At 56.9% G+C, this 24,594-nt stretch carries 24 protein-coding genes; 15 read left to right on the forward strand and 9 right to left on the reverse strand.

What is annotated here, in order from left to right; genetic code table 11:
- Positions 1 to 115 precede the first annotated feature (115 nt).
- Positions 116 to 598 carry a phosphohistidine phosphatase SixA gene (gene sixA, locus GKC68_RS07180; RefSeq protein ID WP_028725022.1) on the forward strand — a complete coding sequence of 161 codons (483 nt, stop codon included), beginning with the start codon at positions 116 to 118 and terminating at the stop codon, positions 596 to 598.
- A gap of 76 nt (positions 599 to 674) precedes the next feature.
- On the opposite strand, the gene GKC68_RS07185 is transcribed toward sixA, so the two are convergent.
- Together GKC68_RS07185 and smrB are read right to left on the reverse strand one after the other, a co-directional pair.
- Positions 675 to 2,495, reverse strand: coding sequence for a methyl-accepting chemotaxis protein (locus GKC68_RS07185; RefSeq protein ID WP_342656713.1), 1,821 nt, complete (start codon positions 2,493 to 2,495; stop codon positions 675 to 677).
- A 282-nt stretch (positions 2,496 to 2,777) separates the two neighbouring features.
- Positions 2,778 to 3,326: an endonuclease SmrB gene (gene smrB / locus GKC68_RS07190; RefSeq protein ID WP_047714223.1), complete on the reverse strand. Its 549-nt coding sequence runs from the start codon at positions 3,324 to 3,326 to the stop codon at positions 2,778 to 2,780.
- 160 nt (positions 3,327 to 3,486) lie between these two features.
- Here smrB and prmB point away from each other — a divergent pair, with 160 nt between their 5' ends.
- The 6 genes from prmB to GKC68_RS07220 are packed head-to-tail and all read left to right on the forward strand — an operon-like array spanning position 3,487 to position 8,066.
- Complete coding sequence (prmB, locus tag GKC68_RS07195) at positions 3,487 to 4,419, forward strand: 50S ribosomal protein L3 N(5)-glutamine methyltransferase (RefSeq protein WP_342656714.1); 933 nt, start codon at positions 3,487 to 3,489, stop codon at positions 4,417 to 4,419.
- A gap of 46 nt (positions 4,420 to 4,465) precedes the next feature.
- A complete protein-coding gene (gene aroC / locus GKC68_RS07200; protein ID WP_028725019.1) occupies positions 4,466 to 5,551 on the forward strand; it encodes a chorismate synthase in 1,086 nt (361 codons plus the stop codon).
- A gap of 4 nt (positions 5,552 to 5,555) precedes the next feature.
- The gene (gene mepA, locus GKC68_RS07205; protein WP_047714222.1) at positions 5,556 to 6,374 is read left to right on the forward strand and encodes a penicillin-insensitive murein endopeptidase; all 819 of its coding nucleotides are present in this window, start codon (positions 5,556 to 5,558) and stop codon (positions 6,372 to 6,374) included.
- A gap of 8 nt (positions 6,375 to 6,382) precedes the next feature.
- Entirely contained in the window at positions 6,383 to 7,186 is an 804-nt protein-coding gene (locus GKC68_RS07210) for a sulfite exporter TauE/SafE family protein (RefSeq protein ID WP_047714221.1), read from the forward strand.
- A 20-nt stretch (positions 7,187 to 7,206) separates the two neighbouring features.
- Entirely contained in the window at positions 7,207 to 7,752 is a 546-nt protein-coding gene (locus GKC68_RS07215; RefSeq protein ID WP_028725016.1) for an elongation factor P hydroxylase, read from the forward strand.
- A gap of 32 nt (positions 7,753 to 7,784) precedes the next feature.
- Positions 7,785 to 8,066 (forward strand): YfcL family protein, encoded by a 282-nt coding sequence (locus tag GKC68_RS07220; protein ID WP_028725015.1) that lies wholly within the window; start codon positions 7,785 to 7,787, stop codon positions 8,064 to 8,066.
- Positions 8,067 to 8,093: 27 nt separating this feature from the next.
- Here the strand turns inward: GKC68_RS07220 and mnmC are convergent, their stop codons facing one another.
- On the reverse strand, positions 8,094 to 10,106 hold the full coding sequence (gene mnmC / locus GKC68_RS07225; RefSeq protein WP_342656715.1) for a bifunctional tRNA (5-methylaminomethyl-2-thiouridine)(34)-methyltransferase MnmD/FAD-dependent 5-carboxymethylaminomethyl-2-thiouridine(34) oxidoreductase MnmC: 2,013 nt from the start codon (positions 10,104 to 10,106) through the stop codon (positions 8,094 to 8,096).
- A gap of 152 nt (positions 10,107 to 10,258) precedes the next feature.
- On the opposite strand from mnmC, the gene fabB reads away from it, so the two are divergent.
- Positions 10,259 to 11,479, forward strand: coding sequence for a beta-ketoacyl-ACP synthase I (fabB, locus tag GKC68_RS07230; protein WP_028725013.1), 1,221 nt, complete (start codon positions 10,259 to 10,261; stop codon positions 11,477 to 11,479).
- Between the two features lie 92 nt (positions 11,480 to 11,571).
- Here the strand turns inward: fabB and GKC68_RS07235 are convergent, their stop codons facing one another.
- Positions 11,572 to 13,011, reverse strand: coding sequence for a PLP-dependent aminotransferase family protein (locus GKC68_RS07235; RefSeq protein WP_264238143.1), 1,440 nt, complete (start codon positions 13,009 to 13,011; stop codon positions 11,572 to 11,574).
- An 88-nt stretch (positions 13,012 to 13,099) separates the two neighbouring features.
- On the opposite strand from GKC68_RS07235, the gene GKC68_RS07240 reads away from it, so the two are divergent.
- The gene (locus tag GKC68_RS07240) at positions 13,100 to 13,543 is read left to right on the forward strand and encodes a rhodanese-like domain-containing protein (RefSeq protein WP_047714218.1); all 444 of its coding nucleotides are present in this window, start codon (positions 13,100 to 13,102) and stop codon (positions 13,541 to 13,543) included.
- A gap of 1 nt (position 13,544) precedes the next feature.
- On the opposite strand, the gene flk is transcribed toward GKC68_RS07240, so the two are convergent.
- The 4 genes from flk to GKC68_RS07260 form a co-directional block, all read right to left on the reverse strand.
- Positions 13,545 to 14,585 (reverse strand): flagella biosynthesis regulator Flk, encoded by a 1,041-nt coding sequence (gene flk, locus GKC68_RS07245; protein WP_028725010.1) that lies wholly within the window; start codon positions 14,583 to 14,585, stop codon positions 13,545 to 13,547.
- A gap of 114 nt (positions 14,586 to 14,699) precedes the next feature.
- Positions 14,700 to 16,202: a tripartite tricarboxylate transporter permease gene (locus GKC68_RS07250; protein WP_264238313.1), complete on the reverse strand. Its 1,503-nt coding sequence runs from the start codon at positions 16,200 to 16,202 to the stop codon at positions 14,700 to 14,702.
- Between the two features lie 11 nt (positions 16,203 to 16,213).
- Positions 16,214 to 16,645, reverse strand: a complete 432-nt coding sequence (locus GKC68_RS07255; protein ID WP_206115121.1) for a tripartite tricarboxylate transporter TctB family protein — start codon at positions 16,643 to 16,645, stop codon at positions 16,214 to 16,216.
- 12 nt (positions 16,646 to 16,657) lie between these two features.
- Positions 16,658 to 17,650, reverse strand: coding sequence for a tripartite tricarboxylate transporter substrate binding protein (locus GKC68_RS07260; protein WP_047714216.1), 993 nt, complete (start codon positions 17,648 to 17,650; stop codon positions 16,658 to 16,660).
- 107 nt (positions 17,651 to 17,757) lie between these two features.
- Here GKC68_RS07260 and tctD point away from each other — a divergent pair, with 107 nt between their 5' ends.
- Positions 17,758 to 18,429 carry a transcriptional regulator TctD gene (tctD, locus tag GKC68_RS07265; protein WP_028725006.1) on the forward strand — a complete coding sequence of 224 codons (672 nt, stop codon included), beginning with the start codon at positions 17,758 to 17,760 and terminating at the stop codon, positions 18,427 to 18,429.
- The gene (locus GKC68_RS07270; RefSeq protein ID WP_028725005.1) at positions 18,420 to 19,808 is read left to right on the forward strand and encodes a sensor histidine kinase; all 1,389 of its coding nucleotides are present in this window, start codon (positions 18,420 to 18,422) and stop codon (positions 19,806 to 19,808) included. Before tctD ends, GKC68_RS07270 begins: the two co-directional genes overlap by 10 nt.
- On the opposite strand, the gene GKC68_RS07275 is transcribed toward GKC68_RS07270, so the two are convergent.
- A complete protein-coding gene (locus GKC68_RS07275; protein WP_047714214.1) occupies positions 19,789 to 20,688 on the reverse strand; it encodes a DMT family transporter in 900 nt (299 codons plus the stop codon). The genes GKC68_RS07270 and GKC68_RS07275 overlap by 20 nt on opposite strands.
- 149 nt (positions 20,689 to 20,837) lie before the next feature.
- On the opposite strand from GKC68_RS07275, the gene pdxB reads away from it, so the two are divergent.
- From pdxB to GKC68_RS07295, 4 genes are all read left to right on the forward strand, one after another.
- Positions 20,838 to 21,971: a 4-phosphoerythronate dehydrogenase PdxB gene (gene pdxB / locus GKC68_RS07280; RefSeq protein WP_064366523.1), complete on the forward strand. Its 1,134-nt coding sequence runs from the start codon at positions 20,838 to 20,840 to the stop codon at positions 21,969 to 21,971.
- Between the two features lie 105 nt (positions 21,972 to 22,076).
- Positions 22,077 to 23,087 (forward strand): aspartate-semialdehyde dehydrogenase, encoded by a 1,011-nt coding sequence (locus tag GKC68_RS07285; RefSeq protein ID WP_028725002.1) that lies wholly within the window; start codon positions 22,077 to 22,079, stop codon positions 23,085 to 23,087.
- Positions 23,087 to 23,890 (forward strand): tRNA pseudouridine(38-40) synthase TruA, encoded by an 804-nt coding sequence (gene truA, locus GKC68_RS07290; protein WP_013026548.1) that lies wholly within the window; start codon positions 23,087 to 23,089, stop codon positions 23,888 to 23,890. The genes GKC68_RS07285 and truA overlap by 1 nt, the downstream gene beginning before the upstream one ends.
- A gap of 25 nt (positions 23,891 to 23,915) precedes the next feature.
- The gene (locus GKC68_RS07295) at positions 23,916 to 24,566 is read left to right on the forward strand and encodes a DedA family protein (protein ID WP_342656716.1); all 651 of its coding nucleotides are present in this window, start codon (positions 23,916 to 23,918) and stop codon (positions 24,564 to 24,566) included.
- The last annotated feature ends 28 nt before the right edge of the window (positions 24,567 to 24,594 follow it).

A 24,594-nucleotide genomic window follows, 5' to 3' on the forward strand; every position in this document is an offset into this window, starting at 1 on the left:
TAAACAACCGGTTGACTATACTGAAGTCATTAGGGTACAACACGACGTTCATTCGCAGAATGAAGCGCTTGACGCGAATGCATCAGGCGATGTCGACAAACAACAGCGGTGCTTTATGCAAGTTTTTATCATGCGTCACGGCGATGCGGCTCTTGAGGCTGCCAGTGATTCAGTCAGGCCTTTAACGCTTTGTGGATGTGATGAATCACGTCAAATGGCAAACTGGTTAAAAGATCAGTCTGTTGACATTGAACGTGTACTGGTCAGCCCCTATCTCCGTGCGCAGCAGACGCTTGCCACATTTCGTGAGGCGTTCCCATTGCCAGAAGGGGAGGATATTTTGCCGGAACTGACGCCCGGCGGCGACCCCGGTCTGGTCGGATGCTATTTGCAGGCACTGGCGAATGAAGGGGTTGAATCAGCGCTGGTTATCTCTCACTTGCCACTGGTGGGCTATCTGGTGTCGGAGCTTTGCCCCCAGGAAACCCCACCGATGTTTGCCACCTCAGCCATTGCCTGCGTTGACTTCGATCCGGCTGAAAGTCAGGGCAAGCTGCTATGGCAGGTCAGCCCCAAAAAACTCGCGAAAGCAATGTAATGCTGTCGGGCCATTTACTGGCCCGACTATGAAAACGACCACCGAACGTCATTCCCGTCCGCTTCTTTCCTGCAGGTCAGGCAATCACAAAACGTGATACTGATCCCGCAAGCGTTTGCGCCTGGTCATGGAGCGCGCTTGCCGCCGCAGAGGACTGTTCCACCAGGGCCGCGTTTTGCTGCGTCACGTTATCCATTTCAACGATAGCCACGCCAACCTGCGCAATGCCGCGATTCTGCTCTTCCGATGCGTGAGAAATTTCGTTTAACAGATCTGTTACGTTACTCACCGAGTTGACGATTTCCCCCATGGTATTGCCCGTCTGGCTAACCAGTTGTGAACCCGCATTGATGCGCGCCACGGAATCGTGAATCAGTGCTTCAATCTCCTTCGCTGCCTGCGCGCTGCGCTGCGCCAGATTGCGCACTTCGCTGGCTACCACGGCAAAGCCACGACCTTGCTCACCGGCCCGTGCTGCTTCTACGGCGGCATTCAGGGCCAGAATATTGGTCTGGAAGGCGATGCTGTTGATGACAGAGGTGATTTCTGAGATTTTACCGGAGCTGGTGGTGATCTCATTCATGGTCGTCACCACATCCGTAACTAGCTGTCCGCCGCGACTGGCGGTGTCGAAGGTTTGCTGCGCCAGACGGCTTGAATGATGGATGTTGTCTGCGTTCTGCTTGACCGTCGCCGTCAGTTGCTCCATGCTCGCGGCTGTCTGCGCAAGGGCCGCCGCCTGACTTTCCGTGCGGGCTGACAGATCATTATTACCCGAGGCAATTTCGGCTGAAGCCTGACTGACGCTGGTTACGCCGCTGCGGATGCCGCTGATAATGCGACGCAGTTCATCGCTCATTTCAGCGACCGCATGCATTAATTCGCCCAGTTCATCCCGACGGGATGATTTCAGCGTAATGCTCAGGTTGCCACGCGCCATCTCATTAGCCACGTTCAGCAGCTCAGAGAGAGGACGCGTCAGTTGACGGGTAATAAACAAGGCAATAAGAATGCCTGCGACGACAGCGGCGATAATGATCACCGTCATCAGCCAGACAGCCTGGTTCGCATCGTGATTGGTCGCATCGAGTTGCTGCGTAAACAGTGCGTTACTCATGTCGGTCAGGGTTTTGCCCGCCACCGCCAGTTGCGCGGTGGCCTCATCGCCCGAGGCCACTGATGCCATCAGCGCAGAGATTTCACCCTGTTTCGCCTCAAGCTGTGCACTGACTTTTTCAAGGGCCGCACCATCTGCAGGATTGAGACGTGGTTTAACCTGCGCAATCAGCTGCGCTGTTTCCGACAGGAAGCTGCTCAAGGCATTGCGGTCATCGTCTTTGTGCTCAAGGCCGAAGAGTTTCACGCGCACCGCCACGCCGCCCAGATGCTTATTAATTTCCTGTAACGCCGGGCCCGTCTGTGGGTCGCCGCTGTTGCTGGTGGCAAGCTGGCTGATTTCGCGCATCTCATCTGCCACGGACAGATTCTGCAACGCCTGCGTACCGTTACGGACGGCCTGCACGGTTTCGGCCCGTTTCTGCCGGTAAGTGGCAATGGCGGACGGCATCGCCGTAATCATGGCCTGCTGACTGGCATCCCAGCGGAAAGCGCCCAGGTTTTTCAGATTCTGATCCACCTCTTTCAGCATGGTTTCGTTTATGTCGATGAATTTCTCATCATGCGTTTTAACGAACTGCAGTCGGGCATCTTTGGCCTGAGAAAACCGGTCATTAACGCTTTTCAGCTCTCTGAGTTTTTCGGCCCGGATGCTGATATCGTTAAGATTTTTAATACCACATATCGCGACGGCCAGACTTAAAAGCAAAATCAGTCCAAACCCGAGCATGAGCTTTTTGCCCACGTTTAAATTCTCAAAAAAACGACTTAACCCACTCATTCAAAATGTTCCCTTGGTCAATGTGCCAAAATACACCAACGTCATGTGCCTAAATACTTAGACGTTATCGGCAGCGGGCAAATTGTATTCAGTATAAATAATTACTTAAGCAAATAGTCTGCGTCTGCCTGAACATAAGTGGGGAGAACAAACGGGTAAATGCGGGAACGCGCGCGGTGAAAAAGTGGCATTAAGTCAGCGTCGGGTAACGCGTTTTCCCCCGGATCAGGGGAAAAGCGAGGAAGATGGACAAGATATGGATAACGTTTTTGTACCCGAATGTCAGGGCAGGGCGGGCGGCTGCCACTCTTCAACTTCAATCAGCACCAGCAGGGCGGCATCACCACCAAACATTTTGGGTGCCTGATGAAACGCCATCACCCAGGGATGCTGGGCCAGCCAAAGCGGCGTTTGTTGCTTTAAAATATGTTTACCATGTCCGGTCATCACGCTGGCGCAAAAAAGGTGTTCGCGTCGGCAGGCGGCAATTAGCGCGCCCAGCTCCTGTTTAGCCTGCATCTGTGTTAATCCATGCAGATCGAGAAAAATCTCTGGCGTGTAGTCGCCCCGACGCAGCTTTTTCAGCTCAAAATGGCTGACGTCCGCGCGCACATAGCGCGTCGCGCCCTCAGTGGACAGCAGCGGCTGGAACTCATCAGAGAAATAATGGCTGTTATCCGCCTGTTCAGACAGCAGCCTTTTTATCGGCACTTCCCGGGTTTTAATCACCGGTTTATGCACGATGGTGTCTTGTTTTAGCTTTCGTGTGCCTGTCATCAACTGACGGAACAGCGCTTGATCATCCTGGCTCAGGGTATGTTTTTTACTCATTTGTCGTGAATTATATCTGAGGTGGCTGATTAACAGCAGAAGCCGTTACCTTACCGTTTACTGTCATTAATTGTCAGCTTTTTCATCTTGCTGCGCTGAATTCTGCTCGGCTTCGTGGCAAACTATCGGCCGAATTAGTAAAAGGCCTGCGGAGGGCTACGTGGACAAAATTTTCGTCGATGAGGCAGTGAACGAACTGCACACCATTCAGGATATGCTGCGCTGGTCAGTGAGCCGCTTTACCGCTGCTGGCATCTGGTACGGACACGGCACAGATAACCCCTGGGACGAAGCTGTCCAGCTGGTCCTGCCCACGCTGTGGTTGCCGCTGGATATTCCGGAAGACATGCGCAATGCGCGCCTGACCGCCAGCGAACGCCATCGCATTGTTGAGCGCGTCATTCGCCGCGTGAACGAGCGCATCCCGGTCGCCTATCTCACCAATAAAGCCTGGTTCTGCGGCCATGAGTTTTACGTTGATGAACGGGTTCTGGTTCCCCGTTCGCCTATTGGGGAACTGATTGAAAACCGCTTTGCCGGTCTGATCACCGACAAACCGCGACATATTCTGGACATGTGCACCGGGAGCGGCTGTATTGCGATTGCCTGCGCCTATGCCTTTCCGGACGCAGAAGTGGATGCAGTGGATATTTCCCACGATGCGCTGGCGGTCACCGAGCAAAATATTGAAGAGCACGGCCTGATTCATCACGTCACGCCAATCCGCGCCGACCTGTTCCGCGAACTCCCGCCGGTGCAGTACGACCTGATCGTGACGAATCCGCCCTATGTCGATGCGGAAGACATGGACGATCTGCCGAGCGAATATCAGCATGAACCCGAACTGGGGCTGGCTGCGGGCAGCGATGGCCTTAAACTGGTGCGCCGCATTCTTGCCTGCGCCCCGGGCTACCTGAGCGAACAGGGCGTGCTGATTTGCGAAGTGGGCAACAGCATGGTGCACATGATGGAACAGTATCCTGATGTGCCCTTTACCTGGCTGGAGTTCGACAACGGCGGCGACGGCGTCTTTATGCTCACCCGCCAGCAGATCGTGGATGCACAGCACCATTTCTCATTTTATAAAGACTAAAAGGATGGGCGAACTTTCGCCCGTCAAACCGTAACAAGGAATCTCAATGGCCGGAAACAGCATCGGACAGTTCTTTCGCGTCACCACCTTTGGTGAATCTCACGGTATTGCCCTGGGCTGTATTGTTGATGGCGTGCCGCCGGGCATCCCGTTAACCGAAGCCGATATCCAGCACGATCTCGACCGTCGTCGTCCAGGCACCTCGCGCTATACCACCCAGCGCCGTGAGCCGGATCAGGTGAAAATTTTGTCTGGCGTGTTTGAAGGTGTGACCACCGGTACCTCGATCGGCCTGCTGATTGAGAACACCGATCAGCGCTCGCAGGATTACGGTGCCATAAAAGATCTGTTCCGTCCTGGCCATGCGGATTACACCTATGAGCAGAAGTACGGTACGCGTGACTACCGTGGTGGCGGCCGTTCATCAGCACGCGAAACCGCGATGCGCGTGGCCGCCGGGGCGATTGCCAAAAAATATCTGCAGATGAAGCACGATATTGTGGTTCGCGGCTATCTGGCGCAGATCGGCGACGTGGCCTGTGAGCTGAAAGACTGGAGCATTGTGGAAGAGAACCCTTTCTTTTGTCCGGATGCGGACAAGCTGGAAGCGCTGGACGAGCTGATGCGCGGCCTGAAAAAAGAGGGGGATTCTATCGGTGCCAAGGTCACGGTCATGGCGGAAAACGTACCACCCGGCCTGGGCGAGCCGGTTTTCGATCGCCTGGATGCCGACCTGGCGCATGCGCTCATGAGCATTAATGCGGTGAAAGGGGTAGAAATCGGCGACGGTTTTGCCGTGGTTAACCAGCGTGGCAGTCAGCATCGCGATGAAATTCGCGCCAGTGGTTTCCAGAGCAACCATGCGGGCGGTATTCTCGGCGGCATCAGCAGCGGTCAGACCATCAGCGCCAATCTGGCGATGAAGCCTACCTCCAGTATTACCGTGCCGGGGAAAACCATCACCCGCGACGGCGAGGAGGTGGAGATGATCACGAAAGGTCGCCACGATCCCTGCGTAGGCATCCGTGCCGTGCCGATTGCCGAGGCTATGATGGCCATCGTGCTGATGGATCATCTGCTGCGCCAGCGCGCGCAGTGTGGCGATGTGAACTCCACCGTGCCACGTTGGTAAGCCAATGAAAATTATGCTGATGGTGAGCGCGTTGTTGTTGAGCGCGGCCAGCCTGGCGGCGACGCCGTGGCAGCGCATCCAGCACCCGATTGCGGGTCAACCGACGGCCATTGGCGGCTTTGCCAATGGCTGTATCGTCGGGGCGCAGGCTCTGCCGCTCAATTCGCCGAATTATCAGGTGATGCGTCAGGATCAGCGCCGCTATTATGGTCACCCTGACCTGATCCTGTTTATCCAGCGTCTCGCCACCCAGGCGCACAATCTGCAACTGGGGAACGTGCTGATTGGCGATATGGGCATGGCGGCGGGCGGGCGCTTCAGCAGTGGTCATGCCAGCCACCAAACCGGCCTGGACGTGGACATCTGGCTGCAACTGCCTAAAACTCGCTGGAGCGCGCAGCAGCTGCTTAAGCCTCAGCCGCTGGACCTCGTCACCGCTGACGACAAGAACGTGGTGGCGCGCCACTGGCAGCCTGAGATTGACAGCCTGATAAAGCTGGCGGCGAAAGATGAAGATGTCACGCGTATCTTCGTCAATCCGGCGATTAAAAAGCAGCTGTGTGCCGATGCCGGCACGGACCGGGCCTGGCTGCGTAAGGTGCGCCCGTGGTTTGCGCATCGCGCCCACATGCATGTCCGTTTACGTTGCCCACAGGGCAGTCCGGATTGTGAAGAGCAGGCTCCACCGCCAGCCGGGGATGGATGTGGTGCTGAGCTCCAGAGCTGGTTCCTGCCGAAGCAGCCCGGTTCTGCGCCTGTGAAGCGTGAACCACCGCCGCTGCCCCCAGCCTGCCAGGCGCTACTGGATAAACATTTACTGTAAGGGTTCCCATGGAGTGGTTTATTGCCAGCCCGCTGGTGATTGTCCTGCTGTTTTTTATTGCACTGTTGGCCGGTTTCATTGATTCGATTGCGGGCGGAGGCGGACTGCTGACGCTGCCTTCGCTTCTGGCGGCCGGGCTGTCACCGGCCCAGGCGTTGGCAACCAACAAGCTGCAGTCGGTTGGCGGGTCTTTCTCGGCCAGCCTGTACTTTGTACGACGGGGTGCCATTACGCTACGTGAGCAGCGGCTGAACATCGCCATGACGTTTCTGGGCGCGGTGGGCGGGGCGGTGCTGATTCAGCACCTGCAGGCTGATTTTCTGCGGCAGATTTTACCGCTGCTGCTTATCGCGATCGGCATGTGGTTCCTGTTAATGCCGCGCATCGGCGAAGAAGACCGGGTGCATCGCCTGAAGGGACTGCCTTTTGCCCTTGTTGGCGGTGGCTGTATTGGTTTTTATGATGGCTTTTTCGGCCCGGGCGCAGGCTCATTTTATGCGCTGGGTTTTGTCACGCTGTGTGGCTTCAATCTGGCGAAAGCGACCGCGCATGCCAAACTGCTTAACTTTACCTCGAACTTCGGCAGCCTGCTGTTCTTTATCTTTGGTGGGAAAGTGGTCTGGGGCACTGGCCTGATTATGATGCTGGGCGCCATCTGTGGTGCAAGACTGGGCGCCAGACTGGTGCTGGCACGCGGACAAAGGCTGATTCGCCCGATGGTGGTCATCGTTTCGGCGGTAATGAGCATGAAGTTGCTCTGGGACAGCCACGGCAGCGAATTGATGGCCTGGCTGAGCACGCTGAATCTGTAATACTTTTACGTGATGAGTTAATGACAACAACACATAATTACGCGCAGCTTATTACGCTGTTTGATGAGTGCTTTAGCCACGACTTTCAGACCCGTCTAATTAAAGGCGATGACGAACCGATCTATCTTCCAGCGGATGATGAATCACCCTGGAACCGGGTGGTGTTTGCCCATGGGTTTTATGCCAGCGCACTGCATGAAATTTCACACTGGTGCATTGCTGGCGAAGCCCGGCGTAAGTTAGTGGATTTTGGCTACTGGTATTGCCCGGACGGACGCGATGCGCAAACGCAGAGCCAGTTTGAATCGGTAGAGGTTAAACCGCAGGCACTGGAGTGGATGTTTTGTGTAGCCGCAGGCTTTCCCTTCAACGTCAGTTGTGACAATCTCGAAGGCGATTGTGAGCCAGATCGCATTGGCTTTCAGCGTAAGGTTCATGCCCAGGTCATGAGCTATCTGGCGTCGGGCATTCCTGCCCGACCCGCACGCTTTATTTCAGCCCTGGCTGACTATTATGGCAGGCCTTCTCTGACCGCTTCGCAGTTCCCCTGGCCGGACGACCTGTGATGCAGAAGGGATTATTTAACAGAGGAATTGAGATGATCGCAGAATTTGAGGCGCGTATTCTGGCCCTGATTGACGATATGGTTGAGCACGCCAGTGACGATGAGCTATTTGCCAGCGGTTATCTGCGTGGCCATTTAACCCTGGCAGTAGCGGAAGTGGAACAACTGGATGACCACACGCCGCAGGCGCTGCAGATTCAGGTCACCCGTAGCCTGCAAAACGCTATTGCCGCCGGGGAGTTATCGCCGCGGGACCAGGCGCTGGTGATTGGCATGTGGGATAACCTGTTTTTACAGGCCCGCCAGACGGCCTGAGTAGTCAGGGCGGCAGACCGCCCTGTGCTATTTCCCCGCTTTTTTACCCTTCAGCAGTTTTCTTACCCAGTAACGATTAGGATGAAGCGCCGCGAGTGTGCTGAGGTCCAGCGGCTGGGGTTCACCGCTCAGCTGAGCCGCCAGCACTTCCGCCGCCAGGGGGGCGCTGCACAGCCCGCGTGAGCCAAGCGCACCAAACAGATAAAGGCCTGGGAAACAGGGTGCCATTTCGCTCTCGGCCTCGCGGGCGCGTTGCTGAGCAAGGTCAGCATAAACGTCAAGCGTTGCCACGTAATCCGGCACGCTGCCGACCATGGGCAAATGATCGCGTGTGGCGCAGCGCACGCCATTGCGCGCCTCGCCCTGACTGACATCCACTTCATTCACCCAGTCGCTGTGTGGCAGGCAGTGCTGCAGGCGGCGGCGATTTTGCTGCTGATCGTCTTCGCGATAGGCGGTAGAGGTTTCGCCACGATGATAGCTGGCACCGATACAGTGCGTACCAAACTGCGGGCTGGCTGGCGTGAGGTAGCCGTCATAGCAAAGTACCGTTTTCAGTGCCGACAGGGCCAGTGAAGTCGGGATATGGCTGACCTGACCGGCGACCGGGTAAACCGGCAGGGCTTCGGTCTGAGGCAGACTGGTCATGGCATGACCGTTAGCCAGTACCACAGCCTGATGCTGAGTTGCGGGCTTTTCGTTAAAGGTTAACTGCCAGCCTTGCGAAACCTGCGTGAGTGCGGTGACGCGGTGCAGCCAGTGAATGCGTAATCCGAGCTGCTCGCAGTGGGACAACAGGGCTGTGGTTAATTCGGCCGGGGCCAGCCAGCCGCCCAGAGGATAAAAGATACCGCCGCAATCCAGCGCCACATTTGCCAGTGCGGCTGCCTCGTCCGGGTTGACGCCAAAGGCGACGTCAGCCGGTAGGGCCATATCCAGCATCTGCGCAATCTTACTGGCACTTTTCTCGTCCCAGCCCAACTGCAGTACCCCGCTCCAGTCATGTTCATAAGGCAGATCGAGTTGATCATACAGGCGACGGGCAAAACTGAATGCGGCAGGAAAGAAAGCCGCCAGGGCAGGGTCGTGCTGGTTAAGGAGCGGATAGAGCGCGCCCTGACGATTACTGGACGCACCCAGCGCGGGCGCCTCATCAGCGCAGTAGAGCGTCACGCGAAAGCCCCGGCGAAGTAAGGCAAGGGCCAGCGTCGCGCTGGCAACGCCGCCGCCGACCAGAGCGATCTCCTTACCGGACAGGGCAGGGCGCGCATACCAGGGCTGGCGATGAGCCAGCGCAGGCGCGGCCTCAAGCGAACCACACAGCATTTCCCGTTTTGGCCCAAAGCCTTTACGCCGGGTCACCGCGAAGCCCGCCTGTTGCAAGCCGCGCCGCACAAAACCCGCTGCCGTAAAGGTCGCGAACGTGCCCCCTGGCCGGGCCAGTTTCGCCATCGACGCAAACAGTTCCGGGGTCCACATATCGGGATTTTTCGACGGCGCAAAGCCATCCAGAAACCAGGCATCCACCTGGCGATGCAGACTGTCATCAAAATTATCAATTAGCGCATTAATATCGCCTAACCACAGGTCCAGTGTGACGCGGCCCGAATCAAATAACACTCGCTGGCAGCCCGGCAGTGCCAGCGGCCACTGTTGCTGAAGCTGTTCGGCCCAGGGGGCCAGTTCGGGCCAGTGCTGGTGGGCCGCCGTTAAATCGGTCTGGGTCAGGGGGAATTTTTCAAAGCTGATGAAGTGCAGACGTTTTACAGGCGCGTCAGGATAATGTTGCTGGAAGGAATCAAAGGCCTGCCAGAGCGTGAGAAAGTTCAGGCCTGTGCCAAACCCGCTTTCGGCAACAATCAGCAGATCGCGCGGGTGCTGATGAAACCGTTGTGGGAAATTATTGCCACCCAGAAAGACATAACGTGTCTCTTCCAGACCGTTGTCATTGGAAAAATAGACGTCGTCAAACGCTCGGGAAACAGGTGTACCCTGTTCGTTCCAGCTCAGTCTGGCGTGTTCAACCTGGGGTGTTTTCACAGTAAAGGCTCATTTTTCAGGGAGTGTCAGGATCTTATCGGTCGGCGTGACATGACGCAAATTTACAAAAGGAAATGGCTGATCGGACTTGTTCGGCGTACAAGTGTAAGCTAGAGTGCTCGTCAAATAACAGAAGTGGTGAGGAAGATTGAATGAAACGTGCTGTGATTACTGGCTTAGGGATCGTTTCCAGTATTGGTAATAACCAGCAAGAGGTGCTGGCATCTCTGCGTGAAGGCCGCTCAGGCATCACTTTTTCCCAGGAGATGAAAGATTCCGGCATGCGTAGTCACGTCTGGGGTAACGTTAAACTCGATACTACCGGCCTCATCGATCGCAAAGTTGTGCGTTTTATGAGTGATGCGTCCATCTATGCTTACCTGTCTATGGAAGAAGCCATCAAAGATTCTGGCCTGAGCAACGAAGCTTACCAGAATAACCCTCGCGTAGGTCTGATTGCAGGATCTGGCGGTGGTTCCCCACGTTTTCAGGTTTTTGGTGCGGATGCGATGCGCAGCCCACGTGGTCTGAAAGCCGTAGGGCCTTATGTGGTGACTAAGGCAATGGCGTCAGGCGTTTCAGCCTGTCTGGCTACGCCGTTTAAAATCCACGGCGTGAACTATTCAATCAGCTCTGCCTGTGCGACCTCCGCGCACTGTATCGGTAACGCGGTTGAACAGATTCAACTGGGCAAACAGGATATCGTTTTTGCCGGCGGCGGCGAAGAACTCTGCTGGGAAATGGCCTGTGAGTTCGATGCAATGGGCGCACTTTCAACGCGTTACAACGATACGCCAGAAAAAGCCTCGCGGACCTATGACAACGAACGTGATGGCTTCGTCATTGCGGGCGGCGGCGGTATGGTCGTGGTTGAAGAACTGGAACATGCGCTGGCGCGCGGCGCGCACATCTACGCTGAAATCGTGGGCTATGGCGCAACGTCGGACGGGGCAGACATGGTTGCGCCCTCCGGTGAAGGCGCAGTGCGCTGCATGAAGATGGCGATGCACGGCGTGGATACACCAATCGACTACCTGAACAGTCACGGAACCTCTACGCCAGTCGGTGATGTGAAAGAGCTGGGTGCCATTCGCGAAGTGTTCGGCGAAAACACGCCGTATATTTCTGCAACCAAAGCGATGACCGGCCACTCCTTAGGGGCGGCGGGCGTGCAGGAAGCGATCTACTCGCTGCTGATGCTGGAGCACGGTTTTATTGCCCCAAGCATCAATATCAGCTCGCTGGACGCGGCGGCAGAAGGCATGAATATTGTGACTCAGCCAACTGAAAAAGCGCTGACCACGGTGATGTCAAACAGCTTTGGCTTTGGTGGCACCAACGCCACGCTGACAATGCGTAAATACCAGGCTTAATGCCCGGTTAAAAACGTGACGTCGCGCTACCCGGCGCGACGTGAACCCTGCGAAAAGGTCGGCTTGCCGGCCTTTTTTGTTTTGATTATCCCTCAGCGACGGTTGGGTGATAAGTCCGATGAAAGCAGCTTCACAAGCTTATCGCACCCGACCACAATCTCATCCGGCGTGAGCGCCGCAAAACCCAGAATCCAGCCTTGCTGACCTGCGCCGTCGCCGTAGAGCGGACTCAGGCGAGGCAGTAATAACCCCATCTTCTCGGCCTGTAAGCTCAGCCTCGCTTCGTTGCCCTGACGCAGAGCAACGGTTGTCTGCAGTCCACCCGGGCAGGGAAAGGGCCTGAGCCAGGGTGCCAGGCGTTGCGCTAACTGCTCAAGTAAGCGATCGCGGCGGCTATGGTAAAGCTGGCGCATCAAACGCAGGTGGCTGGCAAAATGCCCCTGCTGCATAAATTCCGCCGTTACCGCCTGGGGCAGCAGGGCGCTGTGACCGTCAAGCAGGCTGCGCGCGCGACCTAAGGGCGCGACCAGCGGGCCGGGCACCACCATCCAGGCCAGACGTAGCGACGGAAACAGCGATTTTGAAAATGTGCCGAGAGTGATGACCCGGTTATCGTTGTCGAGCCCGTGCAGCGCAGACACAGGGCGATCGTCATAGTGAAACTCGCTGTCGTAATCGTCTTCAATCAGCCAACTGCCGTTGCGCCGTGCCCAGTCCAGCCAGGCCAGACGGCGCGGCAGGCTTAATGACACGCCGGTGGGATACTGATGCGAAGGCGTCAGATACATCAGCTTTGCTGTTCCGGGTTGAGGAATCGCCCCCTCGGCATCCACCTGAATGCCGCGCACCCGTGCGCCTGCAGCAAGAAAGGCATTGCGCGCCCCCGCATAGCCCGGCTCTTCCATCCAGATCTCATCACCGGGATCAATCAGCATTAACGACAGCAGCTGCAGCGCCTGCTGTGAACTGGTCAAAATAATCACCTGCTCAGCCTCGCAGTGAACCCCACGAGACAGAGCAAGGTAGTCTGCAAGCGCGTGGCGAAGTGGCAGGTACCCCAACGGATCGCCATAGCCCATGACGGTAGGGCCTGCGGTGCGCTGCACGCGGGCGGTTAAGCGCCGCCAGAGAGGATGAGGAAAGGCGCGCAAATCTGGCGATCCTGCCGCAAAGGCGTACGGAAAGGGCGCATCCTGACAACCGCCCGTCGCCAGCATCTGATGGCCGCGCTGCGAGAAATGCGCCATACGGTCAGCGCGGGGGCGCGGCGCGCTGAACGGCAGCGTGATGGCAACGAAGCTACCGCGACCGGACACCCGCCGCAGGTAACCTTCACTTTCAAGCTGGGCGTAGGCCGCTTCAACCGTAACGCGTGACAGATTCAAATCGGCAGCCAGCTGACGGCTGGAGGGCAGTTTCTGACCCGCCTGAATGTGCGCGGTCGCTATCCACTGGCGAAGCGTGGCGCACAGGCGGTCGCGCAGACCGCCGGTTGCCTGATGATGAAACAGTTGCAGCAGCGGGGAAGTCATCGTGGTCTTATTAGCCCATTGAAAGCGGTATTATCCAGCAGTCCACTTTGCCTTAAACTGCCTGTCTGTCACAACAGGAGAAAAAACGATGTCATCTGTTTTAGGTTTTCCCCCCGCGTCACCGCAGCAGAGCCTTGCGTATTTGCAGGCCAAACTGGCTTATTACACCGATGCCTGGGATCTGGCTGACGATCTGGCCCATCAGCGACCGGGCGTTGTCGTCATTGATGCCCGTCAGATTGAGGCCTACCGCGCCGGTCATATCTGCGGAGCACTGAATTTCCCGCATCGGGAAATGAATGAAGCCAGCACGGCCGGACTGGATCGCGACCTGCTGTATGTGACGTACTGTGATGGCATTGGCTGCAATGGTTCGACCAAAGCGGCTTATCAGCTGGCGTTGCTGGGATTTAAGGTCAAAGAACTGATTGGCGGGCTGGATTTCTGGAAGCGCGATGGCCATCCCATGGCATGGGGCGACGAGGCAGGTGAATGGCCGCAGACAGCCGCTGCGGCATCCTGTGGTTGCTAGATTACAGCACCAGCCACAACAAAAAGGCCAGCACAATAAGGCAGACAACCGCAGCGAGCACCGGGCGCGCTGCCAGCGGTTGCAGCGCAGGCGGCAGCGAGGAGGTGATCGGCGCCCAAATGGGGTGCGGATTTAACTCGCTGTCGGCCAGGGCCTGCTCATGGGCCCGCTCGGCGCGACGTGAAAACAGGAAGTTAAGCAGATCCTGGGTTTGTGTCGGGGTCAGCACCATTTGCGGCGTAGCCTGAAAGCGTTGCAGGCTGTAGTCTTCCAGCATCTGCTGTTCACGCTGATCCAGCGGGTGTTTCAGTGAGGTTTCAATCAGCTGCAACGTCGGCGCACTGTGCTGGCTTAACGTCTGACGGACCTGTAAATACTGAGTGAGCAGCGGGTAGTGGCGTGACGGGATCGGATCGCCGCTGGTCAGGTTTACCAGCTTCAGCGCGGCGGTCCATATTTTGCCACTGGATTCGCCCGTTGCGGCAGCCAGACGAACAATTTGCTGATTCAGCGCCTGATGCTCGGCAGGCAGCAGCGTGCGATCGCTGCTGCGACTCTGCTGAGGTTGCGGAATGGCCATCTGACCATTTTGCAGCATGGTCAGCACCTGACGAAGCTGATCCTGAGTTAATGCGCTCAGCACCGTCTGACCAAACTGCTGGCGGATAAAATCACTTACCGCCTGGCGATTATTGCCTTTGGGCAACAGGTCGGTGAGTTGCGTCATTAACTGACGTGTTCCGTGACCGGTCTGCACCTGCGCCAGGCGGTTGTTAAGAAACTGCTCCGCAGCCGGAAAATGGCGTGACTGGAGTTCTGCTTCGCTTTTAACACCGACTTCATGACGCAGGCCGGCCCAGAGCTCGGGCGCTTTAAGCGTGCTAAGCGACATGATGCGCACAATCAGGCGCTCAAGCGTCGTGCGCTGGGCAGGAGAAAGGGGTTGTTCACCGGCAACACTTCCCGTACGCGGGGCGTCAGTTTGCGGATTAACAGATGAACGATCGCCGACCGGCACACCGGGGCCGCTGACAGGTTGCATGGCGGATTCCTTGGGAAACAGAACAGCGTGGGGTGCGCCGGAAACAGAATACGCTATGATAACAAAAGCCCCTGGGAAATCCACGGGGCTTGTGTATTTCGAACAAAGATTTACTTACTGATGCGCGGGAGCGAGCTTACGGCGCAGCCGTTTCCATAGCAGCGGCACGATTAATACGGCAACGGCAAGGATCAACAGGACTTTCGCAATCGGACTTTCCCACAGAATACCCATCTCACCGTTGCTGATCGACAAGGCACGCCGCAGGTTTTGCTCCAGCATTTCACCCAGCACGAAACCCAAAATCAGTGGTGACATGGGGAAATCCATTTTCCGCAGGATATAGCCGAAAATGCCCAGTCCGACCATCAGCAGCAGGTCAAAGGTGGTGCTGTGCACAGCATAAACGCCGACAGCGGAAATGGCGGCAATCGCCGGCACCAGAAACCACAGTGGAATGGTCAGCATGCGGGCAAACACGTTGATCATCGGGATGTTCATGATCAGCAGCATCACGTTGCCAATCAGCAGCGCCGCAATCAATCCCCAAACGATATCCGGCTGTTCGGTAAACATCGCAGGTCCAGGCGTGATGTTGTACAGCGTCAGCGCTCCAACCATGACCGCGGTGGTGCCGGAACCCGGAATGCCTAACGTCAGCATCGGAATAAACGAGCCGCAGGCGGAGGCGTTGTTTGCCGCTTCCGGCGCGGCCACACCGCGAATATCGCCCTTACCAAACTGATCGCTGCCGGTGATTTTTTTCTCGGCCATGTAGGCGATAGCACTGGCGATAGTGGCGCCCGCGCCGGGTAACACACCGACAAAGAAGCCGATAAATGAGGCTCGCAGTGTGGCACCGGTCGACATAGCGGCCTCTTTCATATTGAACATCATGCGGCCACTGGCGCGCACCATCTTTTGTCCGGTGTGGGTGGATTCCAGCATCAGCAAAATTTCGCTCACTGAGAACAGGCCAATGACAACCACAACAAACTGAATGCCGTCAGAGAGGTGAACGCTGTCAAAGGTGAAGCGGTAAACGCCGGTGTTGGCATCCACGCCGACGGTTGCCATGCTCAACCCAATGAGCGCCGACAGAAACGACTTCAGCGGATTCTGGCTCATCATGCTGCCCAGGCAGGCAATGGCGAAGACCATCAATGCAAAGTACTCGGCCGGACCAAACGCCAGCGACCAGCGCGCCAGTAGCGGGGCGAACAGGATGATACCGAGGATAGCGATGGTAGAACCCACAAATGAACTGACGGCAGAAATGGACAGCGCCACGCCCGCTTTTCCTTGCTGGGCCATTGGGTAGCCATCCAGCGCCGTCATGATGGCGCCAGCGTCGCCCGGCACATTAAGCAGTATTGATGAGATACGGCCGCCGTATTCACAGCCCAGATAAACGGTGGCCAGCAGAATCAAGGCGGATTCAGCTGGCAGGTGCAGGGCGAACGCCAGCGGCATCAAAATCGCTACGCCGTTAATCGGACCGAGTCCGGGCAGTAAGCCTACGATGGTGCCGATAAAACAGCCGATGAGGGCAATCAGCAGATTTTCGGGCGTCATGGCAACGGCAAAGCCGTGCATCAGGAAAGACCAGGTTTCCATCATTTCTCTCCTTAATTAATCAGGCTGCCAGCAGGCAAGGTGACGTCGAGTAGATGGTCAAAGGCGTAAAACAGTGACCATCCCATCACACCGCCGGACAGCAGTGCGGCCCACCAGCGCGCACCAAACAGCAGGCCAATACCAAACGTCAGCAGCGAGGTCGCTAACGGGAACCCCAGGGTTTCAAACAGCCAACCGTACACCAGCATCATCGCCGCCAGCGCCACCAGACGTTTCAGTGTGGCTGCCGTGGGCCACTGGATGGTATCCGGTTTTCTCAGCAGCAGCATCACGGCACAGAAAGCCATCAGGCTGAGAAGCACAAGCGGAAAAGGACGTGGGCCGACAGGCTCATAGCTGTATTCGCTCTGAATCTGCCAGGCGATAACCAGTCCCGCCAGGCACAGCACCAACCACAGGGTGGCAAAAATACGATCGCTCATGATCTCTCCCGATTACTTAGCCAGACCAAAGGATTTCGCCTGCTCACGGTACGCGGCAACCTGATCCTTCACGTATTTATCCAACTCTGCGCCAAACATATTGAATTCAAAGAGGCCGCGCAGGTCACGTTGCTGTTTAAATTCTGGGGTTTGCACCATTTTCTCAAACGCGCTCTGCCACCACTGATAATCGGCATCGCTGACTTTAGGGCCAAGATAGAAGCCGCGAATAATCGGCCATTCCACGTTAAAGCCCTGCTCTTTGGCGGTAGGAATCGACGCCAGTTGATCGGGCAGGCGCTTATCGGCCATGACCGCCAGCACGCGCAGCTTTCCGCCTTGCAGATGTGGCACCATCTCACTGAGATCGCCCGACATCACCTGAATGTGATTGCCTAGCAGTGCGGTAACCACTTCACCACCGCCTTCAAACGCGACGTAACGCATTTTGCGCGGATCAATACCGGCTTCTTTTGCGACCAGCGCTGTTTTCATCCAGTCCTGGCTGCCGATAGAGGCACCCGCACCCACCACCACTTTGGTGGGATCTTTCTTCATATCTGCCATCAGTTCGCCCAGGTTTTTCCATGGCGCGTCTTCACGCACGGCAATCATGCCGTAATCAGTACCGATCGCCGCCAGCCACTTCACGTCATCAACCGAGTAACGACCAAACTTGCCCTGTGACAGGTTGAGCAGCGAGCCACCGGAAAAGGCGACCACGGTACCGGCTTCGGCGGGGCGCTGGGCCACGATAGCGTTATAGGCCACCGCGCCTACGCCTCCCGGCATATAAGTGATGCGCATGGGTTTTTCAATCTGCTTCGTTTCCATTAGCGAGACCTGAATAAGTTTACAGGTCAGGTCGAAACCACCACCTGGTTTAGCTGGGGCAATGCATTCGGTTCTGTCGGGTGCGGCGGCATAACCTGATGAGGGCAACATAAGAGCCAACAGGGCAGAGGCGAGGGCGGTGTGGATTATTTTTTTCATCGTGCGCTCCATCTTTCTTCCAGAGTGTGATTACTACCGACTATTCGGCGTTATTGAATTGTTAAAACAGCAACCTTTCATTTACCTTTCATTGATGAGGTTTAGTGAAAGGATGTGATATGCGTCTCTTACTGGTGGAAGACACGGCCGAGCTGGCGCGATGGTTACAGAAAGCGTTAACACAAAAAGGCTTTGCTGTGGACTGGGTGGCGGACGGCCTGGCGGCCGATCACAGCCTGCAAAGTGAAGACTATGCGCTGGTCGTACTGGATGTCTCTCTGCCACGTCTGAACGGCATTGAAGTATTAACCCGGCTGCGCCGCCGGGGACAAACTGTGCCGGTACTGATGCTGACCGCGCGCACTACGCTGGATGACCGCGTGCGCGGTCTGAACACGGGGGCGGATGACTATCTGACCAAACCCTTTGAACTGGATGAGCTGGACGCGCGCCTGCGAGCGTTACTGCGGCGTTCGCAGGGGCAATCGCCACAAAACCAAACGCTGGGCCAGTTGGTGCTGAACGGCGAGGGTTACTTTTTGCTGGCCGAAAAACCGCTGGCGCTGACGCCGCGGGAATCCAGCGTGCTGACCACGCTGATGCAGCGTCAGGGCCGCCCGGTCTCGCGGCAACATTTGTATGAACAAACCTTTACGCTGGCGGATGAAGCCAGCCCGGAAAGTATTGAACTGTATGTGCATCGGGTGCGCAAAAAACTGGCCGGAAGTGATGTCGGTATTGTGACGCTACGCGGTCTGGGTTACAGCCTGGAAACCCAGGCATGCGATTAATCACCTCGTTACGGGGAGAGCTGCTCGCCTGGCTGGGACTGCCATTGCTTCTGCTGTGGATTCTGTCGGTTTACACGCATTATCAGAGCGGCCTGGCGGCGGCGAATCAGGCCTACGATCGCTCGCTGCTGGCGTCAGCGCGTACCGTTGCCGAGCGGCTGGTGGTGCGTCATCAACACCTGGAGGTCGATGTGCCCTGGGTCGTGCTCGACAGCTTTGAGCGCAACATGAATGACCGCCTGTTTTATCAGGTGATTTCGCCCCAGGGCAAAACGCTGTCCGGTTATGACGGGCTACCGCCGATTCCGGCCACCAGCGAGATGTCTGAAGCCTATCCTGCGTTAGTGCACTTTTATGACGGGTTCTACCAAAAACAGCGCATTCGGGTCGCGGCCTTATGGCAGCCGGTCAGCGAGGCGGGCGTCGAAGGTATGGCGCTGGTGCTGGTGGCAGAAACTATCCATTCCCGTGAGGCGTTTGCCCAGAGGCTGATGCGGACAGCCTTACTTAGCCAGAGCGCGCTGGTGTTAATCGCCTTGCTGCTGGCGAGCATGATGCTGCGTCGGGTATTACGGCCTTTACGTCGGCTGTCAAAGATTGTGCTGCGCCGCGACGGTGCTGAACTGACCCCGCTGCCTTCGCTGCCCTGGTCGGAACTTCAGCCGCTCATTGTGGCCTTTAACCGCTATCTGGAACGACTGAGAAAATTGCTGGCACGTCAGGATCGGTTCAGCGCCGATGCCGCGCATCAGCTGCGCACACCGCTCACCATCCTGAAAACGCAGATTAGCACGGCGCTGGATAGCGATCGGCCCGAACAGTGGCGGGAAAGTCTACAAAGCATGCGTTACACGCTGGATGACACCATTCTGCTCACCGACCGTCTGTTACAGCTGGCGCGCATCAAAGCCCGCCACGGGGAAGATAAACCCATGACGCGGGTGGATTTGGCGGCGGTGGTGCGTGAAGCCTGCCTGAGTCGTTATGCGGCGGCGCGCGCGAAACAGATTGACCTGGGTTACGAAGGGGATGAGCACTGTGATGTGAAAGGCGATGCGCTGTTGCTGGGCGAGCTGTGCGCTAACCTGCTGGATAACGCGATTAAGTACACGCCAGCGCAGGGCATGATTACGGCCCGCGTAGAGAACGGCAGGCTGCATATCGAAGACTCAGGACCGGGGATTAGCCGGGAAGAGCAGCAAAAAGCGCTGCGGCCTTTTATCCGGCTGGATAATGCCGCGATGCAAGCCGGAGCCGGCATTGGGCTGGCGCTGGTACAGGATATTTGTGCCTGGCACGGGGCGGCCGTCACGCTGGACAGCAGTCCGTTACTGGGCGGACTGCGTGTTACCGTCAATTTTAGCGCGGATCGGCCTTAAGCGATTTTCGCTGGGTTAACGGCCTGCGCAGCCGCTGTGCCAGCAAAACGCCCGTCAGTGTAAGCCCCCCACCGATCCAGTGATAGCTGTGCAGATGCTCATGCAGAAACAGCACCGCAATCAGGGCGGTAAAAATCGGCGTCAAATTCATAAAGATGCTGGTGATGCTGGCACCTAATTTTTGCACGCCATGGATCCACAGCCAGGGCGCAAGAATCGAGGCAAACAGCCCGGCAAAGGCCACCAGCGGAAGGTTACGCGGCGTAAGCGCCACGTCTGGCGTCATCAGAAAGCCGGGTAACAGCAACAGAACCCCAAAGGCAATTTGCACATACAGGCTCTGCCAGACCGGCAGCGGAATTGACCAGCGTTTGGTCATCACACCATAAAGCGCATAGCTGGCTGAGGCCGCCAGCATCATGGCTTCACCCGCTCCAATGCCGTGGTGCAGCAACTGGTCAGGATTGCCTGCGCTGACCAACCAGATTAAGCCACAAAAAGAGATCAGGCTGCCCGCCAGAATCCCCACGGTCGGGGCAATGCGCAGTATGACCACACTGAGCAATACCGTTAACAGTGGGATTAGCGCGGCGATAATACCCATAAACAAGGCGCTCACGCTGTGCGCGGCATAGTAGGCCAGGCTTTGGTATAGCGCCATGCCCAGCAGACCCAGAACCATCAAGCGCAAGAGGTGCGGCCGGATCGTCTGCCATTGCCGTATCACACCCGGTAACACAAACGGGGTCAGGACCAGCAACGCCAGTAACCAGCGATAAAAAGAAATCGCCGCAGGCTCGATGGCACTCGCCGATAATTTATTAACGATAGCATTAACCGACCAAATTAAGACCGCAAACAGCGGGAACAAAAACAACATAATATGACTCCAGCCTCAGACCCGCCGCAGTGTACGCCTGTGTTGCCCCTTTGTGCCAGCCTTAGCACTCACTGCACAGCGTGGTTAGGCTAACGCGGCGCTTTTGTGCCAAAATAGCGCCCTAAAATGCAACACACAGGAAAGCCGTGGTGAAAATTCTCGTCGATGAAAACATGCCCTATGCCCGTGAACTCTTTAGCCGCACGGGCGAGGTGGTCGCTGTCCCTGGCAGGCCGCTTCCTGAAGCCCAACTGGCAGATGCCGATGGCCTCATGGTGCGTTCCGTGACCCAGGTGAATGCTGCGTTACTGCAGGACAAGCCCGTAAAGTTTGTCGGCACGGCAACTGCGGGCACAGATCATATTGACGAAGACTGGCTTGAGCAGGCGGGCATTGCCTTTTCTGCCGCGCCGGGCTGTAACGCGATCGCCGTCGTAGAGTATGTTTTTTCTGCCTTGCTGCTGCTGGCAGAGCGCGACGGTTTTCAGTTGCGCGATCGCACGGTGGGCATTGTGGGCGTCGGTAACGTGGGCGGGCGATTGCAGAAACGCCTCGAAGCCTGGGGCGTGAAAACCCTGCTGTGCGATCCGCCGCGCGCCGATCGCGGTGATGAAGGCGATTTCCGTTCGCTTGATGCACTGGTGGAGCAGGCCGATATTTTAACGTTTCATACGCCGCTGTTTAAATCTGGCCCCTACAAGAGCTGGCATCTGGCCGATGCTGCGCGGCTGATGGCGCTGAAGCCCAACGCCATTCTGATTAACGCCTGCCGCGGCCCGGTGGTGGATAATGCCGCGCTGCTTGAAGTCCTTAACATGCGCCACGATCTCAGCGTGGTGCTGGACGTCTGGGAACCTGAACCGGATCTTTCTCTGGCGCTGCTGGATAAGGTGGATATTGCCACCGCCCACATCGCCGGTTACACCCTGGAGGGCAAGGCGCGCGGCACGACCCAGGTTTTTGAGGCCTGGTGTGACTTTATTGGTCAACCGCAGCAGGTGCCGCTGAGTAGCCTGCTACCGACGCCGGAATTCAGCCAGATCAGCCTGAACGGGCCGCTCGATCAGCCAACGCTGAAACGGTTAGTGCATCTGGTGTATGATGTGCGCCGCGATGATGCGCCCCTGCGAAAAGTGGCGGCAAAACCGGGCGAGTTTGACCGCCTGCGCAAACAGTATGAAGAGCGTCGCGAATGGTCATCATTACAGGTGAACTGTGATAATGAAGCCACCGCTGAGCAGCTTATTCAGCTGGGCTTTAACGCCATATTATCCTCAACCTGAGGGTTCAGCCGGGTAACGCGCGGCTGAAGGTAGGGATAAGTCTGAATCCCCGGGCGGTGACATCACCGCCTTCTGTTTTTATGTCATTGTCTGAGGTAAACCAACATGTCTGACGGCTGGAATATTGCGCTACTGGGCGCAACAGGCGCAGTAGGGAACGCTGTACTGGAACTACTGGCTCAACGCCAGTTCCCGGTTGGTGAATTGTATTTGCTGGCGAGCGACAACGGTGCCGGTGAAAGTAAACGTTTTGAAGGACGTTCTGTGCGCGTTGAAGACGCGGCCGGATTTGACTGGTCACAGGCGCAGCTGGCCTTTTTCGTTGCCGGTCGCGATGCATCAGAACGCTATGCCGAAGAGGCGGCGAGTGCCGGTTGCCTGGTGATCGACAGCAGCGAGCTGTTTGCCCTGTCACCGGACGTGCCGCTGGTGGTGCCGGATGTGAATCCACAGGTGCTGGCCGATTACCGTAATCGCAACATCATCAGCGTGGCGGATAATCTGGTGAGCCAACTGCTGACGGCGATCAAACCGCTGGTGGATGCGGCAGGTTTGGGTCGTTTACAGGTCACCAATCTGATCTCTGTCTCCACCCACGGCAAAGTGGCCGTGGATGCGCTGGCCGGTGAGAGTGCGCGTCTGCTGAACGGCGTGCCCGCTGACGAACACCATTTTGGCCGCCAGCTGGCCTTTAACCTTCTGCCGCAGCAGGCAGATAGCGAGGGCAGCGTAGAAAGCGAGCGCCGCCTGGTCGATCAGGTACGTAAAGTCCTGCAGGACGAGGGTTTGCCCGTGGCTGTCAGCAGCATTCAGGCGCCGGTATTTTATGGCAATGCGCAGATCGTCCATATTGAAAACCTGCGCCCGCTGTCGGCGGATGAGGCCAGGGCAGAGCTGGCGCTGGCGGCGGATATTCATCTGAGCGAAGAGGATGCGGTGCCGACGCCGGTTACCGATGCCTCGGGCAGCGATGAACTGAGCATTGGCTGTGTGCGGAACGACTATGGCATTCCGGAGCTGTTGCAGTTCTGGTCGGTGGCCGACAACGTCCGTTTCGGCGGTGCGCTGATGGCGGTGAAGACCGCTGAGAAGCTGGTTCAGGAGTACATGTACTGATGTCAGAAGGTCAGACACAAAAACTGGCACTGGGCATCGAGTACGACGGCAGCCGCTACTATGGCTGGCAACGTCAGCAGGAAGTGCGCAGCGTGCAGGAAAAGCTGGAACGGGCGCTGTCGAAAGTGGCTGACCATCCGGTCAGCGTGTTCTGTGCCGGCCGCACCGATGCCGGCGTGCACGGTACCGGCCAGGTGGTGCATTTTGAAACCGTTGCGCAGCGCGCCGATGCTGCCTGGACGCTGGGCGTGAACGCCAATCTGCCAGACGATATCGCCGTACGTTGGGTCAAGGCGGTGCCGGACGACTTTCACGCGCGTTTTAGCGCAACCGCCAGGCGTTATCGCTATTTGATCTACAATCAGCGGCTCCGTCCGGCGATTCTGGGTAATGGCGTGACGCATTTTTACTATCCTCTGGATGTGGAAAAGATGCAGCGCGCCGGACAGTGCCTGCTGGGCGAAAATGATTTTACCTCTTTCCGCGCCGTGCAGTGCCAGTCGCGAACGCCGTGGCGCAACGTGATGCACCTGAACGTCACGCGCCATGGGCCTTATGTGATTGTCGATATTAAAGCCAATGCGTTTGTGCACCATATGGTGCGCAATATTGTCGGTAGTCTGATGGAAATTGGCTGCGGTAATCAGTCAGAATCCTGGATGGCGGAACTGCTGGCGGCAAAAGATCGCACGCTGGCGGCGGCAACGGCGAAAGCCGAAGGGCTTTATCTGGTTGCGGTGGATTATCCCGTGCATTTTGCTTTACCACAGCCGGCGATGGGGCCATTGTTCCTCGCGGATTAATTAACCTTACATACAAGGGATCGTTATGGAGTTTATCCATTTTTTGGTCGATTTTATTCTGCACATTGATGTGCATCTGGCCGAATTAGTCGCGCAGTATGGCATCTGGATCTACGCCATCCTGTTTCTGATTTTGTTCTGCGAAACGGGCTTAGTCGTCACGCCGTTTTTACCGGGCGATTCACTGCTGTTCGTGGCAGGGGCGCTGGCCGCGTTGCCGGGTAACGATCTCAACGTGCATCTCATGGTGACGCTGTTGGTCATCGCCGCTATTCTGGGGGACGCCGTGAACTACACCATCGGCAAACTCTTTGGCGAACGGCTGTTCAGCAATCCGAACTCAAAGATCTTCCGCCGTAGCTATCTGGATAAAACCCATGCGTTTTATGCCCGGCACGGTGGGAAAACCATTATCCTGGCCCGCTTTGTGCCCATCGTGCGGACCTTTGCGCCTTTCGTCGCCGGAATGGGGCACATGTCCTACCGCCACTTCGCCCTGTTTAACGTCGCGGGTGCGCTGGCCTGGGTGCTGCTGTTTTCCTATGCGGGTTATCTGTTTGGCGATTTGCCCGTGGTACAGGAAAACCTTAAGCTGCTTATCCTCGGGATTATCGTGGTGTCGATTCTGCCAGGTGTGATTGAAATCTGGCGCCATCGCCGCCAGGCTAAGCAGTAAAATTATCCCTGAGTAGCCGGGTTGCTCA

Origin of the sequence: Pantoea sp. RSPAM1 (genome assembly GCF_038816185.1) — a bacterium.
In the GTDB taxonomy this organism is placed as follows: Bacteria; Pseudomonadota; Gammaproteobacteria; order Enterobacterales; family Enterobacteriaceae; genus Pantoea; species Pantoea ananatis.